We start from the raw sequence: 17,888 nt of genomic DNA on the forward strand, positions 1-17,888 counted from the left end.
GCGGTCACGGGGCGGCAGGCGGCAGATCATCCGGGCGCGTACGCGGATCGACCCATGATCACGGGGCGGGAGTCCGAGCTCCCGGTCCCGGCCGCCCTTCGACAACCAGGAGCCTGCATGCCGGTCGAACTCGACTTCCCGGAATTTCCCTTCGAGGAGCCCCCCGGCTCGATCAATTGCCTGCAGAAGCCCTGGAATGGCGTCCTCGTCGTGGTGGACCACATACCGTTCACGACCGGCGACAAGGTCACTTTCGACGTCACGGTCTGCAGCGACACCTCCGGGCAGACCTTGGCCGCGAAGACCCAGGGTGTCGTGAGCGTCACCGCTGACACCACCTCCGTCAGTTACACCATCCCCTGGGTCGGTGTCCTGGACGCCGTCACCGAGGGCTCCATCACTGTCTTCTACACCCTCACCCCCGCCGACGGCAGCACGCCCTCGATCTCGCAGGAAGCCATGGTCCAGTACTCCCGCCAGCAACCCGGCGGCACCGTCTGCGGTCCGGACACCTGAGCCGCGTCGGGCAAGCCCTCGCGCCAGCGACCAGAGAAGCCCGCGTGGCCACCTGAGCGGGCGCCGGCGCTGCAGCAGCGTCGGCCAAACCTCGACGGCACCCGCTCAGTCGGACGCCCCTCAGCGAGCGCCTCGGGGCGGAGAGCTGAGGAGACGTTTCACCTCGGCCGGTCCCGCCCCAGCCGGCCGTCTCCACAGGGTGTGGCTTATCCACAGGCGTGCTTACCGGGTGCTTGCGAGGTGGGACGATCGTCGCCATTCCGACATGAAGGAGGGGCGGTTGATGTCTGCATCGGCGCTACTGAGGCTGGATGAGCAGTTGGACTCCGAGGACGCCGGCGCTGCGCTGGCGGCGGCTTGGGACGTCTTCGACATGATCACCAAACTCGCCCACAGCATCACCTTCGACGAAGGCAGCGACGAGCTGCAGGCGATGATCGTCTCGCAACAGTGCTCGGAAGGCCGCGACCGCCTTCCGCTGCCCGAGACAAGCCTGCTGGTCACGGCTCCGCCCCCGGAACCGGGGGCCGCCGGTCTCGCTCCGTACGTACGACTGCTGGAGCACGTCAGCGCCGTGCTGACGCGGCTGTCGGCCGGCGAGGTGGCGGACGCGGCATCGGCCCGGGCTCTGGTCGAGGTCGGGGAACTGGCGTCCGGTGCGGCCGTGGCCCTGTCCTTCGTTCGGGGGCAGTGAGGTGGCGACCCTCGGGGAGCTCTTCGACGTCGCGATCGCACACCTGCAGGAGGTGGCACAGACCCCGCTTGCCTCCGTCGCCTCCGATGAGCGTGCCGCTCTGGCCGACGAAGTCGACGGGCTGCTGTTACAGATGCAGAAGGGTCTTGGTCCCAGGGCGTACACCCCTACTCCGACGGCCGACGAAGACCAGCGGCGCCGACGGGAGCTGACCCAGGCGGAGCAGAACCTGGAGGACTGCCTGGGCGACGCGCGGAAGGCGCTGGGCACCGCTCGCCGGTACCTGGCCCCGCAGGCAGGGGAGGGCGGACCGGCCGGCGAACGGATCGCCTTGGCGGCGCAAGCCGTGGGCGCCGTACGCGACACGATCAGCAGCCATCTCGGTCCCGACCGGACCCCACTGACGCCGTACGCCTACCTGCTGCGGCGCCAGAAGGCGTTCGACTACCTCGCCCGGCGGTACTCAGAAGTCGCCTGGGAGGCAGGCCACGTTGTGCACCGGCTCTCCCAGGGTGCCGAGCATCCCGGCGCTGTCGACGCCTTCCAACAGGCCAGGACATCACTCGACCACGCCTCCGTCTACGCGCAGGCGGCGACCCGCGACGCCGATCCCGACCTGGCCTCGCTCCCTGCGGCGCTACCCGTAGAACCGGTCCAAGCGGCGGCGACGGACGAAACCAGTGCCATCACCACCCGCCTCGCGGAGGACAGCGAGCGGCTCTCCCGCGCCGCGTACACCGCCCTGCACGACAGCGCGGAGCAGCGGCTCAGCGGCGCGGACCTCAAGCAGATCTCCTCCTGGAACGCGATGAGCCGGCTGCTCGCTGGGCGGACCCTGATGCACGTCGCCGGGGACATGACGGACGGCGCCGCAAAGGACGGTCTGAAGAGCGCTGCCATGGCGCTGCGAGAGTCTTCCAAGGCCTGGGACAAGGCCGCCGCAGCCTGGGGCAACGTCGTCGATACGGGCGATCCCCGGGAACACCCACCACTCCCGCCGCCGGGCTACGCGCAGGTCCGCCAGGGCAAAGCGGTGAAGATGCCGTCGACCGACCCCCATCCCGCGGTGGTGATCTCCCGTACGAGCACGGTGCGCCTGGGCCAGCTGCTGCTCGGCCCGCAGTGGACCCCCAAGCAGCCGCCGGGGCCTGGCAGGCCGGCCGCCGACATCGTCGCCGACGCCGGGGGAGCGGGAGCCCTCGCCGCGACCGCGTACCGGCTGTCGGCCACCGGCTGGCAGATGGCGGGCGCCGCCCCGTGGGTGGTCCGGCGCGCCGAGGCCGGCCTGGTGACCAACTCCGATGAACACAGGCCCCGGACTCCCGACAAGAACCGGTCCTTCTACCCCGTCCACTCCCGACAGATCGAGTCCCTGACAGGGGCCTACGCGGCGGTGATGGGCGCGGAGCAGAAGAGCGCCGCCGCGCTCCTGTCCGCCGCGCAGAGCGCGGGCACTCCGGTGCCGCGGGCGATGCTGGATGCTGCCGCCCACCAGTCGATCGCCCAGGAACAGAGGTGGGCCCCCACGCAGCCGGCACAGGCTCGGCAGCGGGCGCTGCCCCGGGCGGAGGTGCCCACCGACCTGGCGATCGGGCGCCGTCCGGGACTGCGGCAGTGAGCCCGCTCGCGGGCGTGGGCAGTTTGGTGTCCGGACCCGCGAGAATCACCTCGTGAGTACACCAACGCAGTCCCAACGGATCGTCGGACGCGGCGTCAGCACCCTTATCCCGCAGAGCGCCACCGCCCAGGCCATGGCCGCGCTCACCGGGCTGGAGACCGTGCCCGTGCACGTCGGACTCCTCCAGGCAGCCGCGCTCCTGCTGGAAGACGCCGCACGGACCGCTACCGACGAGCCGGCGAAGGCCGCCATGGCCAAGACGGCGGGGATGCTGCGGGCCGCCATGTAGCTGTCGGCAGGGGTGATCCCCGCCTGCGCGGGAAGCAGTCTTCCCACCGCACGCCCATCCACCGGCCCTTGGGTCATCCCCGCGTGCGTGGGGAGCAGACTTGCTGACCTGCGACTCTAGGTTGAGAGCAGCATGTTCTGAAGCACTTTCACCGAATCCGGCATATCTAGCATCTCCCGCAAGTCCGACGAGAAGTCCACCAGGGCCTGGAAGCCAGGGTAGACCGGTAAGGGGGCCGGCCCACAGGTCGTTGCCCCGCCGCCGGCCGGATGGCCAGGGCCTTGGGCTGTGTGCCGGGCCGCGGGAGGCGGGGAGCTAGGAAGCATTGCCCCGGACCGGCTACACCGCCGCCCGTGGGGTGCGGGTCGCTGCAGGCGGGGAAACCGCTACCCGGGGTGCCGGGGCCGCCGCCCTCTGCGCCGGGGTTGCCGTGCCGGGTAGCAGGGTGACTGCGAGCCGGGCCGCGTGCCGGTCAGTGGTCTGTGCCAGGGCCTGGAGGTCGCCGGGGGCGAAGCGGGCAGAGCCGACCGCTGCCGTGACGAGGGCCTTGGCCCGCTCGGCGACGTTGTCGTACGGGCCTACGGCCGGGCCCGGTCCGCTGTCATGCGGCGGCAACTGCTGCCAGGCGTCGCGGAACTCGGCCACCCTGCGGTGGTCGGAGGTGACCAGCTCCTGGCCCATGGGGCTGGCGATCCAGTCCTGGAAGTTCTTCGTCACCTCCTGGGCCGCCCGTACGGAGTCTTCGCGGGTGGCGTACGCCGTGGGGGGCTTTCGTTCGACGAGCTGAGGCATCGGCGCCTCAGCAGAGTCGGCGGTCTCCTTGGCGACCGGCTTCGCCGAGGGTGCCAGGCCGGGCTCGGCCCGGGCCGGGGCGTTGCTGTAGGTGAGGGTCGCATCGGAGAGCTTGAGCAAGGCGTCGGCGGCGGGGAGGTCGCCCTGGAGGCGGCGCGCCAGCGTCGACGCGGAGGACGAGATCGCCTCGCAGGCCCGGATGGACGCGGCCTTCCAGAAGCCCTGGAACCGGACGTCGGCCTTCAGGTTCTCCCAGTAGGGGCCGGCCTTCTCCTTCATCACGTCCCAGACGTGCCCCAGGGCGCCTCGGACGGTCTGGATCCGCTGCCACTCCGGGTGGTCCTTGAGCCTGTCGGCGTGGGTGTCGGCGCCGGCCAGAGCCGTTGCTACGCCCGCTCCCGCCTCCGGAGCCGTCGGCACGGCAACCGGAGGTTCGGCAGGCGGCGCAGGGCAGCCGCTCGCTTCGGAACTCCAGGGACACCGGCGGCCGGTGCGATCTCGGCTGCTGCCCGCGCATCGGGCCGCAGGACGGCCACGTCTTTGACTACGGCGGTCCGGATCTCGGCTGCGGGAACGGCGGGGACGAGGTCGTCCCAGGCTGCCATCGCCTCTTCGAACTCCGGGCAGTCGTTGCCCTCCGACAGCTCGGACGGGGCGAATCCCGCGGTGCTGCGCGATGCGAAGAGGACCGCGGGACCACGTCCAACCTTTCCATGGGGTGGCCGGGCTCCCCCCACAAGGGCATGGCACCCGTTCCGGTACGGGCGTCTGCGGCAGGGGTGGGGCCGGTTGCCTGGTCCGCTGGTGTTGCCATTGCGGGTATCTCCTCGGTGTCGTGTTGCGCCGCAACAGGCGGCGGCGGCAGGCAGTTGCTGTGCGGCGGGCCCTCTACAGCGGCGCGTTCAGTTCGGCTTCGCGGCGGCCGAGCTCGGCCGCCGCCGGATGGACCGCGGCGGCGCTCGTCGTGTCGGAGAGCCTCACGTACAGGTCGAAGGCCTCGGCGCTGTCGGCCGGCGGCGGGACGAGGAGCGGCGGCGGCTGGTGGGTGCCGGCCGCGCAGGCGGCGAGCTGCAAGCGGGGGATGAAGGCGTGGAGGGTGTTGATCCAGTCGGCTTCGGCGAGCTCGCGGCCGGGTTCTTCCTCTCCGGCGTACGTGCGCATCCAGCCGGCGTAGAGGGCGGTGAGGTGTTCGAGGACGGCGGAGTGCCGGTACCAGCAGTGCGTGATCGTGTTGTGGAGCTCGAACGCGGTCCGGAGCCAGTCCACCCAGCAGCCCAGCTCGCGCATCCGCATCTGCCGCTCCTGGGGTTCCATGGCCACCCACACCCAGCGTTGCGGCTCCGCCTTCTTCGCGGCGGCGGCTCCGGGTGGTGTCGGCCAGAGATCTGCCGGGTTCAGCGGGTCGGGCACGGATACCTCCTGGGCTCGGTCATCGTCGGCTCCCTACTTCTTGGCGGGGGCGGCGGCCTTGGGGTCCGCGAGGAGCTTCTTGAGGTCCTTGTCGCGGAAGGTGAGGCGCATCTTGACCTTGATCGGCGGCAGGTTGGTGTACTGGGCGATCGCGGTGAAGTCGGGGAGTTGCTGGAGGGAGTGGACCGGGGCGAGGTCGGTCTCGTTGGCCTGGGTGTTGGTGGAGCGCTCGCCGCGGGAGCGGCCGTGGCTGGTCTTCATGACCTCGGTGCGCCCGTACAGCCCGGAGAAGTAGCGCAGGGTCTCCAGGTCGCCGCAGCCGGGCAGGAGCATCCGCAGGCCGCTCGCCGACAGGACGGTGTTGGCCTTCTGGACGCCGAGGGATTCCCGGAGCTGGGAGAGGTCGTGCCAGACCGTCAGCATGGCGATGCCCATGCCGCGGCCGGTGGTGAGGATGGCGGGCAGGCGGGGGTAGCGGAGCATGTTGCCGGCCTCGTCGATGAGGAAGCCGACCGCCGGATCGATGGCCTTGCCCGTGGAGTTGTAGCGGGACTCCGCCGCGTGGATCGCGCCGGCGATCAGGGAACTGATTAGGGGTGCGAAGCGGTCGGCGTCGGCCTCGGAGGCGATGACGCAGATGGTGCCGCGCTTGTCGAGCCATTCCTCGAAGGTGAAGTCGGAGCGGGCGCAGGTCTCGCGGACCTCTTCGTCGGCGAAGACGCGGGCCAGGACGTTGAGGCTGAACTGAATGGAGCCGATGCCGTCCTCGTGCAGGCGTAGCCAGGGGGAGGCGTAGTCCTCGGCGACGTCGGTGAAGCCGTGCGCGAGGAGGACGGCGCGGACGTGGTCGACGGCGTCCTTGCCGAGCGAGATCCAGCGGCGCAGGTCGGAGATCCCGCCGCCGGAGAGGTGGGCGGCCAGGAGGATGCCCTTGAGGACGCTCTTGGCCTGGTCGATCCAGGGCGCGGCCCGCTTGTCGCCGCCGGAGGCCGAGGCCTCGGCGAGCCAGGAGGCCATCCGGTCGGCGGCCTTGGCGTCGGTGCAGTACGCGACGGGGGACCAGCGGTCGCTGTCCCGGCCGGGTATGCCGGCCGGGGCGATGACCCAGATCGGGGGCCGTGCGGATCCGGCTGCGAGCCCAGGATCGGACCAGTCTTCGGTGGGTACGCCGATGGCGCCGCGGCGGTTGTAGATGACGTCGAGGTCGGCGGCCTTCGTCGTGGTCACGACCAGGGGGCCCTGCCACTCCGCGGCGTTCGGCAGGACCAGGCCGGTGGTCTTGGAGGAGCCGGGTACGCCGAACACCGTCGCCGAGATGTTGGGCTGGGCGGCGACGATGTTCTTGGTGCGCAGGCCGCGGCCTGCGGTGATGCGGTTGACCCTCTTGGTCGGGTCGTTGGCGGCGTACATCTTCCGCTCGACCTTCGGGCCGCCCCACTGGGCTCCGCCGGCAGCCCCGCCGAAGGACAGGGTGCTGGAGATCTTGACGATCACGGCGCCCAAGACGAGGACGAAGAACGCCGTGAGCCCGTAGAACAGCCAGGAGGGCGGGGCGGGCCGGTAGACGGAGCCCGGGCCTTTGACGAGGGCCGACAGCACGGTGGAGGGAACGCTGTCCGTACTGCCGACCCAGCCGTTGCCGGACAGGAGTCCGGCGAGCGGCCCGGCCAGCAGGACCGAGCTGCCGATGGTGACGACCAGGCCGGCGCCGTACGCGGCGAGCAGCGTGTTGTCGTCCAGCCCGGCGGCGGACGGGCCGGTGCGCTCGGACACGTCATGCACCTACTGTCTTGGGTTCGCTGCGTTGAGGCGTGCCCTGCTGGACCGGGCAACGGTCTTGAAGGGTGTTGCGTCTGAGGGGGTATGAGCCGGTCCTGCGCAGGGCTGGATCTGTTGAGGGGGGATCCGTGGAAAAGGACGTGGAGCGGGAGCACCAGGCGGATGCGGCGCCGAACGCGTACGAGCGGGTCCTCGCGGAGGACCGGAGGGTGGTGCGCGAGGCACTGCGTACCAGCCGCGGCGGGGCGCACTTCGGCTTGGTGCTGACGGTCTTGGCACTCGGTGCGGTCGGGTACTTCGAGGGCCCGAAATGGCCGTTGATCATCGGCGGCGTGTTCGCGGTCTGGTTCGCGCTGGCTTTCGTCATCGTCCGCCAACGCGGCGGGCGGGGCTGGAGGGCGATCGAGCGTGCGTACATCGCGACCTTCGGCTGGGCCGGGTGGCTCTGACCTGACCGGTGTCGGGCCTGGCGGTCACTCGTGCACACGACGACCCACACCTGCCCGGCCGGCGAGCCCTCGGTTCCCCAACCGGCGGCCCGACACAGGCTCTCCAGCAAGCTGATCCCGTGGGTTCCGCACGCTCGACACTTCAGGAATGACGAACCCACGGGCTTAGATCACCATCTTCTCGTCGGTCTCGAACAGTCGTTGCTCCGTTCGGGAGAGCATCAGCTGGACGGCGTGCGAGCCGCCCCCACGCCCGACCTTCCACAGCGCGCGGCCGCGCTGGCCGGCGCCCCAGGAGCCGATGAGGTCGCATTCGGAGTCGGTGAGGCCGATGGCCTCGCGGGTGATCTGGAGCGGCCGGGTGTCCTGGGCGAGGCTGATGCGGGTTTCGCAGGAGGCGATCAGGTCGCGGGCGATGGCGACGGCCTCGGAGCCGGCCGCGCCGACGGACTCGAAGTCGCTGAGCCGGTGGGTGGCCAGGACCTGGATGGTGCCGGTCGCCCTGCTGAGCCTGAGGTCCGCGTCGATCTTCTTGACCATGGTGGCGCCGCCGGAGCGCATCTGCCGCCACAGCTCGTCGCGTACGACGATCCACGGCTTCTGCCCCGGCTGGTCGATGGCCGACTGCGCCCAGCTGCTGACGCAGGACAGGACCATGGCAACCGTCTCGTCGCCGTACTCCTGCAGCGCGGAGATGTCGACGGACTGGATGGGGGCCTCCCAGTCCAGGTCGATGGAGGTGGCCTCGTCGAAGAGGCCGCCGAGGTGGCCGGTGACCATGCCGCCGAGCGCCGAGCGAATGGAGGCCATCTGTTCCCGGGCCCGCTGGATGTCGCCGTCGCGGATGCGGAGCTCGCGGGCCATCGCGTCGGTGGGGTCGCGCAGGCGGTCGTAGACGAGGGGGAGGGTGGGCACGGCGAAGCGGGTGGCGCCCGTGCCGTGGAGCTCGCCCGTGACCTCGCGCACCGCGACGTCGAGGGCTTCTTCCTCCTGGGGCTGCAGGGTGCGGCGGAGCTGGAGTTCGAGGAGCGCCTTGAGCAGGGTGAGGCGGCGGCGGTGGATCTCGGTGAGGCGGCCCTTCAGCTCGGCCGGGTCCTTGATGAGGTCCAGGCCGGCGCCGAGCGGGCCCGCGTCCAGGGGGTTGAGGCGACCGGGCAGTCCGGGACCCAGGCGTACGGGTTCCACCCCGAGGTGACGGCACATCGCCTGGTACTCGCCTTTGACGTCCCCGGCGATCAGCGTTCGGTGGCCGAACGCCATCAGGCGCAGGGAGAGCGCCTTGATGTGCGCGCTCTTACCCGAGCCGGGGATCCCGGTCACCATCACGTTGGGGTTGGTGCACAGCCCTTCCTTCACCCAGACCGCGGGGTGGGCGCTGAAGGCCTCCGTGGTCAGGACGTTGCGGCCGATGTACGCGCCGATCGGCGGCAGGCTCGCGGCGTGCAGGAACGGGTACATCCCGGCGGCGTTCGCGGTGTCCGCGCGGACGACCTCGGTACGGGGCGCGGAGGCGGCCCGGCCCGCGAAGGGCTGGGTCCACCCCTTCTTCGGGGCGACCCGCATCGAGGTCTCGGGGTCTTCGAGGAGGCGGGCACGCCGCTCTTCCCGGGCGGTCCGCTGCTGCGGGAGCGCTACGGGCGGGCGGTCGGCGATGCCTGCGGCCTCGTCGATGCCGATGGCTTCGAGGAGGGTGTCGCCGGCGGGGCGGCGGGAGAAGAGGCCCATCAGAATCCCATCCGGCGGTCGGGCAGGCCCTGGCCGAGGGGGAGGGCGCCGGTGGCGAAGCCGGTGTCCTGGGCGCCCCACATGCGGCGTACTTCCAGCCCGGAGGCTGCGGCGTCGGCCTGGAGTTCGGCGCAGGCGGTCTCCAGCTCGTCGAGTTCGGTGACGGTGACGGTGAGGACGGCCGTCATCCGCAGGACGCCCTGCCCGGAGGCGCGGGCGACGTCCTGCTGGCGGGAGATGGCCTCCTCGCGGCGCTCGTCCTCGCTCTCGTCGCGGCCCGACTTGGCGCGCAGGTGGCGGGCGGAGCTGCGCTTGGCCTTGTCGCGGGCCAGTTCCTGGCGGGCCCGGCGGGGGCCGATCGGCTCGTAGAGGAGCGTCATCGCGCGGCGGGCATTCTGCCGCGGGCGCATCAGCGGCTGCAGGATGGTCGCGTACACGGCGGCCTGCGGCCAGGTGCGGACCTGGTAGGAGACGGACCAGGCGCCGTCGTGCCGGTAGATGCCCCACGCGGTCTCGGTGGCCGCCGGGCCGGCGAGGTCCACGTCGACGCCGGGCGCGGTGCCCGTCCAGCCGGGTGCCTGGGCGGCGGCGCCCCGGGTGGCGAGCATCTGCTGGGCCTCGGGGTCGTACGCGGTGCGCACGGTCGCCGCGACCTTGCGGGGCGGGAGCCACTCGACGACCTGCAGGCTCGCGGTGGACAGGGCCTGGCCCATGGCGTGCAGTTCTCGTACGAGGACGGCCGCGGCCCCGATCTGTCCGCCGCCGGCACCCTTGATGGCCAGGCGGGCCCGGGCCGAGGACATGGTCACCGTCAGGTAGGTCTCGCGGGTGGCCGCGGCGGGTCCGGCGCCGTCCATCAGCTCGGTGAGCGCGGTCACCGCGGCGGCCGGGGCGTCCGGGGTGACGTGCCGGGCGGTCCAGGAGGCCAGGGCGGCGCCGTCGTCGGGCAGGCAGCGCTGGTGCACGGCGATGCGGGTGACGGGGGAGTCCTCGGTGCAGTAGGAGCGCAGGAACTGCGCCCAGGACGCGACCCGGGCGGTCTGCTTGTCGGTGTCGACGAGGGCCAGGCCGGGGAAGGAGATGCGGGCGATGGCGCTGTAGGTGCCGGCCACCGGGTCGTGGACGACACCGAGCTGGCCGCCGAGTCCGTCGGGGGCTTCCAGGATCCGCAGGCGGGCCAGGATGCCGGGGAGGTCCATGGGTTGCCGCCCGGTCTTGGCGGAGCGGGGCGCGAAGGCGCCGGAGAAGAAGAGGTTGCGCTGGGTGGCCACGGAGATCTGGTGCCTTACTGCGAGAGAGATCCATTCGTCGGCGCTGAGCCCTGAGACCCGCCCGAAGGCGAGCGCGAGCAGCAGCAGGGCGAGCGGTACGCACACGAACGCGGCCTGCCAGCCGACGTTGAACGGCAGGAGCGCGAGGAGGGAGGCGGCGGCGACCATCGCGAAGCCGGGGCCGGAGAGGCGGCCCATGAAGCCGGTGGTCTCCGACTGCCAGCCTCCGTAGGAAACGGGCTGTGACATCTCATCCCTCATTTCGCGGTACCGGTGCCGGTGCCGGGCCGGTTGGCGTCTCCGCCGACGTCGCGCCGGAGGCGGGAGCACCGACCAGTGCGGGCGCCGGTCCCTCGGAACGGCGCGGGGCGATCACGACGTGGCGGCCGCCACCAGCGCCTTGGCCCAGGCCGGCGTGTGCGGCCGTACTACCGAGCCCCGACTCCAAGGAGTCCTTGCCGGCCGCCACCACTTGAAGGCCGAACGCGGCGACGCCCAGCGCCTTGCCGCCGAACCGGGCCGCCGACTTGGCAGCTCCACCACCGCTGGAGCCGCTCCCGGCCGCGGAAGCCGTCGAGGGGACGGAGGAGGAGTTCTCGGACTCAAGGGCCTTGGTGTAGCCGGACCCGCCGACTGCGCCGGCGCCGCCGGGTTCGAGCCGTGCTCCGCCGGAGGACGAGGAGGCGGAGGAGCCGGCCGAGCTGAGCCAGCCGGAGACCATGGCGCCGCCCTCGCCGTTGGTGGTGAAGGTGATGAACTTCGCGAGCGCGGGCCAGCAGAAGCAGGCCGCGAGGAACATCACGAAGCCGACGAGCATGTTCTGCACACCGTTGCCCTCGGTCATCGCGAAGAGGCCGATGGAGAAGACGCCGACAATCGCGGGCTTCATCAGGACGAGGGAGATGAAGGCGTTGCGGGCCTTGGGCCACCACTCGGCCGTGCTGTCGGAGAGCTGACCGGCCAGGGTGATGGGCATCGTCGCAATGATGATCATGATGCCGACCTGGCGCAGGAGCATCTCCACCCACAGGGCGGCGATCGCCAGGATGCAGACGATGCCCATAACGATGACGACGCCGACCGCGGAGGTGGCCACCGTCTCGCCGGAGATGAGGGCGCCGCCGACGGTCGCGGCGCCGCCGCCTCCGGTGATCAGGCCGCCGAAGAGTGCACCGAGCTGGCGCTGCATGGCCTCGGACGCGGTGCCGCTGCCTCCGCCGCTGAAGGTCTTGTCGATGATCCAGGTCGACAAAGCATCCGACCACTCCAGGGCCGTCTGCGCGACGACCCAGTAGACGGAGGAGATGACGGCCCATTTGGCCAGGCCTACCAGTGCGGTTGCCGCCGGCGCCCCGTTCTGGCTGACCGCCACCTTCCCGAACTGGATCAGCATGAGGAACACCGCGAGGACCACGGACAGCGAGGTCATCATCAGGGTGAACTTCGCGATGCCTGTGTCGTCGAGCTTGATGGAGGAGAAGTCGTTGAAGAGCGTCGCGAACTCCGACAGCAGCCAGACCACGCTCTTGCCGATGTAGGACGCGGCCTCCTTGAGCGCGTTGGAGGCGAACTCGGAGAACTTGCCCGCGACCCAGTCCAGCGGCCCCTTGGCGGGCGGCGGGTACTTCGCCTCGCCTTCGAGCCGGCACACGGAGAACGGGCGGTTGTCCTTGACCACGCAGTCGGTGAGGTACTGGTTGAGCTTCTCGTAGTTCTTCCACTGCTTGTCGGGGAAGTTCTTGCGCCACTCCTCCAGTCGCCGCATCTCGGCTTCCCGCTGCTCTTCGTCTGAGCACTCGGCCGCGCCGTTCCCGTCCGCACCCTCACAGGGGATCGTCCGGCCGGGAATCCGTGGATCGCCCGGCCCGGGCAGGTGGCACAGCTGACGGTCGTCGATCTGGTCGAACAGGCAGTACTTCCCCTTCGGGGTGAGCCCGATGGTCCACTGCTCCCACTCTTTGGGGATCGGGTCGGGCGGTCCGACCGTGGAGTAGTGGTCTTTGTTGTCCTCCGCGACCGCGATGGACAAGCCGGCGCCAACGCTCAGGAAGGAGAGCAGGGCGCACAGCAGGACGAGGGCGCGCGCGGTGCGCTGTAAGCGGTCAGTCGGCATGGCGTACCTGGACCCAGCCGTCGTCCCAGGCGTACGTGCTGGTGGGCTCGTAGGCGACCGGGAAGGTGCGCAGCGAGTCGTACGCGTCGGTGAACTTCCAGGCACCGTCCTGCCACTTCACGATGAAGTCGACCATGTCCCCGCGCAGCGGGTTCTCGTCGCGGCCCCCTTTGGGGCCGGTGGCGAAGCGGTCGTAGGAGACCCACACCTGCATGACGTCGCCCACCGGCAAGCCGGGGGCCTGGACGGTGGTGCCCCGAACGGCGTTGACGGCGGTGGTGAAGTTGATGTCGGCTGAGATCCCGCCGGACGGGGGCAGGCCGAGGGCCTCGCGCATGGCGCGGATCTCGGAGACTCGTTTGTCCGCGTACCTGGGGGAGTCCGTGGAGGCCACAGCCTTGAGCTGCTGGGCGGCCTTCTCGTCGTCGAGCCAGGCGTACTCCTCCCAGAAATAGACGACGGCCGAGAGCCCGCCACTGGGGGAGCCCGGGAAGCCGGTGGACACGCCGTCCTTCTGCCCGGTGGGCTTGCGCAGTGTGATCTTGTGGCCCTTCTCAGGGGTCATCGGCCCGGCCGCTGCATAGCCCGTGCCCGTCGGCGCGGGCGCGGGGATGCTCACGGCTGGGGTCGCCCCGGCCTGCGGCTCGCCCTTGTCGTCTCCTCGCATCAAGTTGGCCGCGGTGAAGCCGCCAGCAACCAGCAGCGCGGCCACCGCGACGACGATGGCGGCGAGCACGAATCGGGCTCTGCGGGCCTTGAGCCCGTTCGACGAGTCCACGCTCAGGCACTCGTCATGTTGTACGCGGCCAGGATCAGCGAGGACGTCAGTCCGATGCCGCCCGCGCCGATCAGGCTCCACAGCACGCTCTGCTTGCCCCGTGCCGCCAGCGCGGCCCGCTCGGTGTTGTGGCCGATCGCGACCAGAGCCCAGCCGCTGAGCCCGCCGAGCACGGCGAGCGCGAGGCCGCCGCCCGCGGTCCACGCCAGGATCGTCGCGGCCGGCTTCTTGACCTCCGTCGGCAGGCCCGGATCGAAGTCCGGCACGGGACCGGGTGAGGCCGCCGCGACGTGCACGCCGGGGTCGGTGGCAAGGGCGTGCAGGCTCATCAGGAGCTGGCTCATACTCGGTGATTCCTAATTCGTCAGACGGCAGGGACTACAACGGCGGGGACTGCAACGGCAGGGAGCGGGGCGGGTTGCGGAGCTGCGGGCAGCGGATCGCCGAAGGCCTCGCGGGCGGCGGTGAGCACGGCGGTGGCCAGCTCCTCGGCCGCCTGGCGGGTGCGCGGGCGGATCCGGGCCGGCTGGGCCTGGAGTCCGTTGGCGCGGATGTCCGCGTCGTGGGGGAGGTGGACCACGGCGGCGGCACGGGCGGAGAGCATCGTGGCCGCGGCCTTGACCACGGCGGGAGGCCGACCGTCGGCGGTGGCGGCCAGGACGACCACCGTGCGCTGCAGGGGCAGGCCTTCGGCGTGCAGCACCATCACGGCTTGCTGGAGGGTCTGTATGCCGTCGGCGGTGGCCTGGGCGCACAGGATCGGGACAGCGAAGGGCAGGTCACACCAGGCGCGGGTCAGGCTCGGCGTGCCCGAGTACCGGGTCGCGAGGAGGTCGTGTGCCACGGGGTGGACGGTGTCGGCGATGGCGGCCTGCCATCCGCCTGCGGCCGCGAGTTGGTACCAGGCCGCGGGCTGGGACGGCATGGGCAGCGGGGCCGCATGCCACTCGCGCCCATCGGTCAGTACGTGCCAGTCGCCTTCAGGGGCCCGGCGGCTTGCCGCCGCGCCACGGATCTGGCCCCGTGTCGCAGGTCGGTCCGGCAGAAGTGCGGCCAGGCCACCGGCCCGTTCTGCTCCGCTCCACGTCGGCCAGGGGGAGGCGAGGCGAGGCGCCAGGTCCAGTACGACGGTGGCCGCCGCTGCCGCGAGTTCGTCGGCGAGGAGGTGCGCGACGGTAGAGCGCGCGCTGCCCCCGGTCGCCGCCATCACCGGCACGACGAGGCGAGCGCCCTCTGGGAACACCGTGTGTGCCGAGCTTCCCCTTTTGCTCATGAACCCCCCAAGCACCCCAACCCAACCAAAGCCGTCGCGAAAATATGAAATTCATACGCTGATCGACCCGGAGCTGAAAGACATGGGCACTTTACGCAGCCCGCCCCACATCACCTGAGGGGTATACAGGACCCCTCCCCAAAAGCCGAAATGGCATAGTGTCACGATCCGCCACGCACTCACAGTGAAATCAATATCCGGCCATGCGGCCTGATTTCGTCTTCGTGGGCGCACATCAGAGGAACTGCCGAAGGGGCCAGGTGGGGGCGAAGCGATGGCTGGGGGTGGCGGGTGCAGGAGTGGTTGCCACCCCGCTCGCTCTGGGGCTAGGTGTGGTGATGCTCGTCGCCACGCTCGCCGAGGACGACAGCAAGGGGCGCAACGTCGGTACGTGGCCGACAGCCGGCTCCCTGATGATCGGCGGCAGCGGGGGCGTCCCGGCCCCATACGCTCCGCTGATCCTGGATGCCGCCGCGGCCTGCGACCAGGGGCTGCCGCCGGCGATTCTGGCCGCACAGATTTGGGCCGAGTCGAACTTCGACCCGACGGCCATCTCCCGGGATTCCACCGGCAGGCCGATCGCGTACGGGATATCGCAGTTCATCCCGGGGACCTGGGCCACTCATGGCATCGACGGTGACGGCGATGGCGACAAGGACGTCATGGACCCGAAGGACGCGATTCCCTCGCAGGGGGGAATGATGTGCGGCCTGCTGAAGAAGGCCAAGGCACATCCCGAATACAGCGGATCGCCCATCGAGAAGGCCTTGGCCGCCTACAACGCGGGCTGGGGTCGAGTCGAGCAGTTCGACGGTGTCCCGCCCCCCGCTTTCGCCCAGGGGCAGACCTACGACTACGTCCAAAGGATCCTGGCCCGGGCGGTGAAGTACACGGCCCCGGGAGGCGGAAGCGGGCCCGTGGAGCTCCCGGACGGCTTCGAGCTCCCTCCGGGCACCCCGCCGCCGGTCCGCACGGCCGTGGCCTGGGCCCTGGCCCAGAAGGGCGGCTGGTACCAGCTCGGCGGCGACTGCACCAACGCCCTGGGGTCGAACCCGCAGCACTGGTGCGACTGTTCCTCCCTGATGCAGCAGGCCTACAAGGCGGCCGGGATCACCATCCCTCGCGTGACCTTCGACCAGATCGACCTGCCCAACGAGGTCGGCCTGGACAGCCCGAAGCCCGGCGACCTGGTCTTCAACGCAGGCTCCGACGGCTCGGCCTCCAACCCGGGACACGTCGGCATGTACATCGGGTCCGGCCTGCTCATCGAGTCCCCGCGCACAGGGGTCCGTACTCGCATCGTCCCGTACAGCAGCTGGCGGAACTCGACCAACTACATGACCCGGGTGACCGGCATCCGCCGGGTGGTGGCCTGGTGACCGACACGAGCACAGGAACCCCCATGCACGACCAGACCCTCTTCCGCCCCTGGGGTGTCGTCGACCCGCAGTTCTGGGCGGGCGCGGAGCCCGAAGGGGCCACCACCCCGCTGCCCGGAGACCCCACGCCCCTCGATCTCGGCGACGAGCCCGTGAGTTCGGACCTGGCCGAGCAGCTGGCAGCCATCCAGGCGGCCGCGGCCGGCGACCTCGCCCGGGCGCACGCCCTCGTCGCCGAGCTCGACGCGAAGACCACCGCCGCGCGGGGCGAGCACCACATCGAGACGGTCAGGGTCCGGGAGGTCCGTGCCTACGTCGTCCATCTGACCGGCCATCACGAGACCGCCGTGGCCTGGTACCTCCACGTGGTCCGCCTCCACGCCGCCCTCCACGGTCCCGGGCACGAGGAGACGGCCCTCGCGGTACGCCGGGCCTACAGCATGTGGAAGGCGCTGCCGGCTCCGGACGCGGTGCGTCTGGCCGAGGACCTGATCGAGGCCTTCACCGCAGCGCCGCCTGCAGGGGACGAGGCGATCCGGCGCGTACGGGCCCACCTTCGCGACCTCCACGCGTCCGAGGACGGGCAAGGGCCCGTACCGGTGTCCGCGCGATAGGCGGTCGGGGCAATCGGGGCTACCCTGCCCCGACCGCGGCCCGCCGGAAATCGGCTGCTGCTTCGGCCTCAGCCCACGGTGTGACGAAGGCTGTTGGCTAGGGGGCCGCGGCGGTGCCGGTGAACGCTGTTCGTATGCTCCGGGCATGAGGCTCTTTCGTTGGCGTGACCGGAGCGATGCAGATCTGATGGCAGGGACCCCCTTCGCTCGAACCGCGGTCCTGTACCAGGCGGGGCGCTATGCCGAAGCCGAGGCAGAGGCACGCTCCCTGGCCGCGGGCCCGTTCCGGCCGCGCCACGAGATCAACGGACCGCTCGCGATGGGCATCGCCGCGCTCGCGGTAAGCTCCCAAGGCCGTCATACCGATGCCCTCGCCATGTACGACGAGCTGTTCCCCGCCCGCCGTCAGGGATTTTGGCTCCGAGCACAGGCACACCCTGAAAATGCGCTCGGACCGCGCACGGGAGCTGGGCGCTCTCGGCCGGTACGGCGAATGCGAGGCGGAGTGCGCGGCCGTCGCACAGCTCGCGGACCGCGGTACGGGACCGGACCTGCAGTTCATAGCGGCGGTCGCCCGAACCGGGCAGGTCGCCGCCCTCAGCGAGCTGGGCCGTCATCAGGAGGCCGAGGTGCTGGCGCGCCAAGTGCTCGCCACCCACCACGAACCCGACCGGCTCAGACTGCTCCTGCGGCTCAATCTGGCCGGCACCCTCAGCGGCCAGGGCCGCTACACGGAGGCCCTCGCCGAGGTGCAGCGTGCCGACGTGCTGCGCCGCAACTTGTCCCAGGGGGACTACCGGCCTGTGACCGGCGGTGTCGATGCGGCCGCAGCGAGGGCTCTCTTCGGGCTGGGCCGTGCCACCGAGGCCCGGCCGCGGGCCGCGGCCGCGTACGACGCCTGCCTGGCGAACTTCGGCCCGGACCACTATTACACCTGCAAGGCCAAGGCACTCCTCGACCGCATCGAGGGGGCTTGAGCAGGCGGGCCACGGCGGTATCGGCGCACGCGGGGGTTCAGAACCTGATCCTGAATCCCTGAGTCGGGCCGAGTCCGTAGCCTCAAATCCGGTGGCCCGTGGGCCGGAGTGATCCTGAACAACCCGCGAATGATCAAGGGTCCTGGACCTGGCGCCCGCCCTTGCCAGCCACCGCGTGAAGTTCACCGTGGGGACCGGCCCTGCTCACCGG

17 protein-coding genes are annotated in these 17,888 nt (G+C 71.0%); 8 read left to right on the forward strand and 9 right to left on the reverse strand.

All coding sequences use genetic code 11. The features are described from left to right. Positions 1-117 precede the first annotated feature (117 nt). From OHA37_RS39105 to OHA37_RS39120, 4 genes are all read left to right on the forward strand, one after another. Positions 118-516: a hypothetical protein gene (locus OHA37_RS39105; protein WP_266914023.1), complete on the forward strand. Its 399-nt coding sequence runs from the start codon at positions 118-120 to the stop codon at positions 514-516. A 283-nt stretch (positions 517-799) separates the two neighbouring features. Continuing rightward, positions 800-1,210, forward strand: coding sequence for a hypothetical protein (locus OHA37_RS39110; RefSeq protein WP_266914024.1), 411 nt, complete (start codon positions 800-802; stop codon positions 1,208-1,210). A 1-nt stretch (position 1,211) separates the two neighbouring features. Continuing rightward, positions 1,212-2,828 (forward strand): hypothetical protein, encoded by a 1,617-nt coding sequence (locus OHA37_RS39115; RefSeq protein WP_266914025.1) that lies wholly within the window; start codon positions 1,212-1,214, stop codon positions 2,826-2,828. Between the two features lie 52 nt (positions 2,829-2,880). Next, the gene (locus tag OHA37_RS39120) at positions 2,881-3,117 is read left to right on the forward strand and encodes a hypothetical protein (RefSeq protein ID WP_266914027.1); all 237 of its coding nucleotides are present in this window, start codon (positions 2,881-2,883) and stop codon (positions 3,115-3,117) included. Positions 3,118-3,456: 339 nt separating this feature from the next. Here OHA37_RS39120 and OHA37_RS39125 read toward each other — a convergent pair whose 3' ends face one another. From OHA37_RS39125 to OHA37_RS39135, 3 genes are all read right to left on the reverse strand, one after another. Then, positions 3,457-4,329, reverse strand: coding sequence for a hypothetical protein (locus OHA37_RS39125; protein ID WP_266914029.1), 873 nt, complete (start codon positions 4,327-4,329; stop codon positions 3,457-3,459). A gap of 468 nt (positions 4,330-4,797) precedes the next feature. Continuing rightward, complete coding sequence (locus OHA37_RS39130; RefSeq protein WP_266914031.1) at positions 4,798-5,319, reverse strand: hypothetical protein; 522 nt, start codon at positions 5,317-5,319, stop codon at positions 4,798-4,800. Between the two features lie 33 nt (positions 5,320-5,352). Then, positions 5,353-7,092 carry a type IV secretory system conjugative DNA transfer family protein gene (locus tag OHA37_RS39135; RefSeq protein ID WP_266914033.1) on the reverse strand — a complete coding sequence of 580 codons (1,740 nt, stop codon included), beginning with the start codon at positions 7,090-7,092 and terminating at the stop codon, positions 5,353-5,355. 134 nt (positions 7,093-7,226) lie between these two features. Between OHA37_RS39135 and OHA37_RS39140 the strand changes: the two genes are divergently transcribed. Continuing rightward, positions 7,227-7,547, forward strand: coding sequence for a hypothetical protein (locus OHA37_RS39140; RefSeq protein ID WP_266914035.1), 321 nt, complete (start codon positions 7,227-7,229; stop codon positions 7,545-7,547). A gap of 165 nt (positions 7,548-7,712) precedes the next feature. Here the strand turns inward: OHA37_RS39140 and OHA37_RS39145 are convergent, their stop codons facing one another. From OHA37_RS39145 to OHA37_RS39170, 6 genes are read right to left on the reverse strand one after another with little or no spacing between them, the layout of a single operon-like run. Continuing rightward, a complete protein-coding gene (locus OHA37_RS39145) occupies positions 7,713-9,272 on the reverse strand; it encodes a type VI secretion protein (RefSeq protein WP_266914037.1) in 1,560 nt (519 codons plus the stop codon). Then, entirely contained in the window at positions 9,272-10,792 is a 1,521-nt protein-coding gene (locus tag OHA37_RS39150; RefSeq protein WP_266914039.1) for an SCO6880 family protein, read from the reverse strand. Before OHA37_RS39150 ends, OHA37_RS39145 begins: the two co-directional genes overlap by 1 nt. Position 10,793: 1 nt before the next feature. Then, entirely contained in the window at positions 10,794-12,656 is a 1,863-nt protein-coding gene (locus tag OHA37_RS39155) for a hypothetical protein (protein WP_266914041.1), read from the reverse strand. After that, positions 12,646-13,434 (reverse strand): hypothetical protein, encoded by a 789-nt coding sequence (locus OHA37_RS39160; RefSeq protein ID WP_266914043.1) that lies wholly within the window; start codon positions 13,432-13,434, stop codon positions 12,646-12,648. The genes OHA37_RS39155 and OHA37_RS39160 overlap by 11 nt, the downstream gene beginning before the upstream one ends. 2 nt (positions 13,435-13,436) lie before the next feature. Further along, positions 13,437-13,778: a hypothetical protein gene (locus OHA37_RS39165; RefSeq protein ID WP_266914045.1), complete on the reverse strand. Its 342-nt coding sequence runs from the start codon at positions 13,776-13,778 to the stop codon at positions 13,437-13,439. A 20-nt stretch (positions 13,779-13,798) separates the two neighbouring features. Continuing rightward, the gene (locus tag OHA37_RS39170; protein WP_266914047.1) at positions 13,799-14,641 is read right to left on the reverse strand and encodes a hypothetical protein; all 843 of its coding nucleotides are present in this window, start codon (positions 14,639-14,641) and stop codon (positions 13,799-13,801) included. Between the two features lie 404 nt (positions 14,642-15,045). Here OHA37_RS39170 and OHA37_RS39175 point away from each other — a divergent pair, with 404 nt between their 5' ends. The 3 genes from OHA37_RS39175 (at position 15,046) to OHA37_RS39185 (ending at position 17,677) form a co-directional block, all read left to right on the forward strand. Further along, positions 15,046-16,086 carry a bifunctional lytic transglycosylase/C40 family peptidase gene (locus OHA37_RS39175; RefSeq protein ID WP_266914049.1) on the forward strand — a complete coding sequence of 347 codons (1,041 nt, stop codon included), beginning with the start codon at positions 15,046-15,048 and terminating at the stop codon, positions 16,084-16,086. A 23-nt stretch (positions 16,087-16,109) separates the two neighbouring features. Next, the gene (locus OHA37_RS39180; protein WP_266914051.1) at positions 16,110-16,700 is read left to right on the forward strand and encodes a hypothetical protein; all 591 of its coding nucleotides are present in this window, start codon (positions 16,110-16,112) and stop codon (positions 16,698-16,700) included. Between the two features lie 443 nt (positions 16,701-17,143). Continuing rightward, positions 17,144-17,677: a tetratricopeptide repeat protein gene (locus OHA37_RS39185; RefSeq protein WP_266914053.1), complete on the forward strand. Its 534-nt coding sequence runs from the start codon at positions 17,144-17,146 to the stop codon at positions 17,675-17,677. Positions 17,678-17,888: the final 211 nt, after the last annotated feature.

Origin of the sequence: Streptomyces sp. NBC_00335 (assembly GCF_036127095.1) — a bacterium.
In the GTDB taxonomy this organism is placed as follows: domain Bacteria; phylum Actinomycetota; class Actinomycetes; order Streptomycetales; family Streptomycetaceae; genus Streptomyces.

Coding starts and splice junctions, on each gene's coding strand:
- OHA37_RS39105 (WP_266914023.1), top strand. CDS start 118: ATGCCGGTCGAACTCGACTTCCCGGAATTTCCCTTCGAGGAGCCCCCC.
- OHA37_RS39110 (WP_266914024.1), top strand. CDS start 800: ATGTCTGCATCGGCGCTACTGAGGCTGGATGAGCAGTTGGACTCCGAG.
- OHA37_RS39145 (WP_266914037.1), bottom strand. CDS start 9,272: ATGGGCCTCTTCTCCCGCCGCCCCGCCGGCGACACCCTCCTCGAAGCC.
- OHA37_RS39150 (WP_266914039.1), bottom strand. CDS start 10,792: ATGTCACAGCCCGTTTCCTACGGAGGCTGGCAGTCGGAGACCACCGGC.
- OHA37_RS39155 (WP_266914041.1), bottom strand. CDS start 12,656: ATGCCGACTGACCGCTTACAGCGCACCGCGCGCGCCCTCGTCCTGCTG.
- OHA37_RS39165 (WP_266914045.1), bottom strand. CDS start 13,778: ATGAGCCAGCTCCTGATGAGCCTGCACGCCCTTGCCACCGACCCCGGC.
- OHA37_RS39170 (WP_266914047.1), bottom strand. CDS start 14,641: ATGGCGGCGACCGGGGGCAGCGCGCGCTCTACCGTCGCGCACCTCCTC.
- OHA37_RS39175 (WP_266914049.1), top strand. CDS start 15,046: ATGCTCGTCGCCACGCTCGCCGAGGACGACAGCAAGGGGCGCAACGTC.
- OHA37_RS39180 (WP_266914051.1), top strand. CDS start 16,110: ATGCACGACCAGACCCTCTTCCGCCCCTGGGGTGTCGTCGACCCGCAG.
- OHA37_RS39185 (WP_266914053.1), top strand. CDS start 17,144: ATGCGCTCGGACCGCGCACGGGAGCTGGGCGCTCTCGGCCGGTACGGC.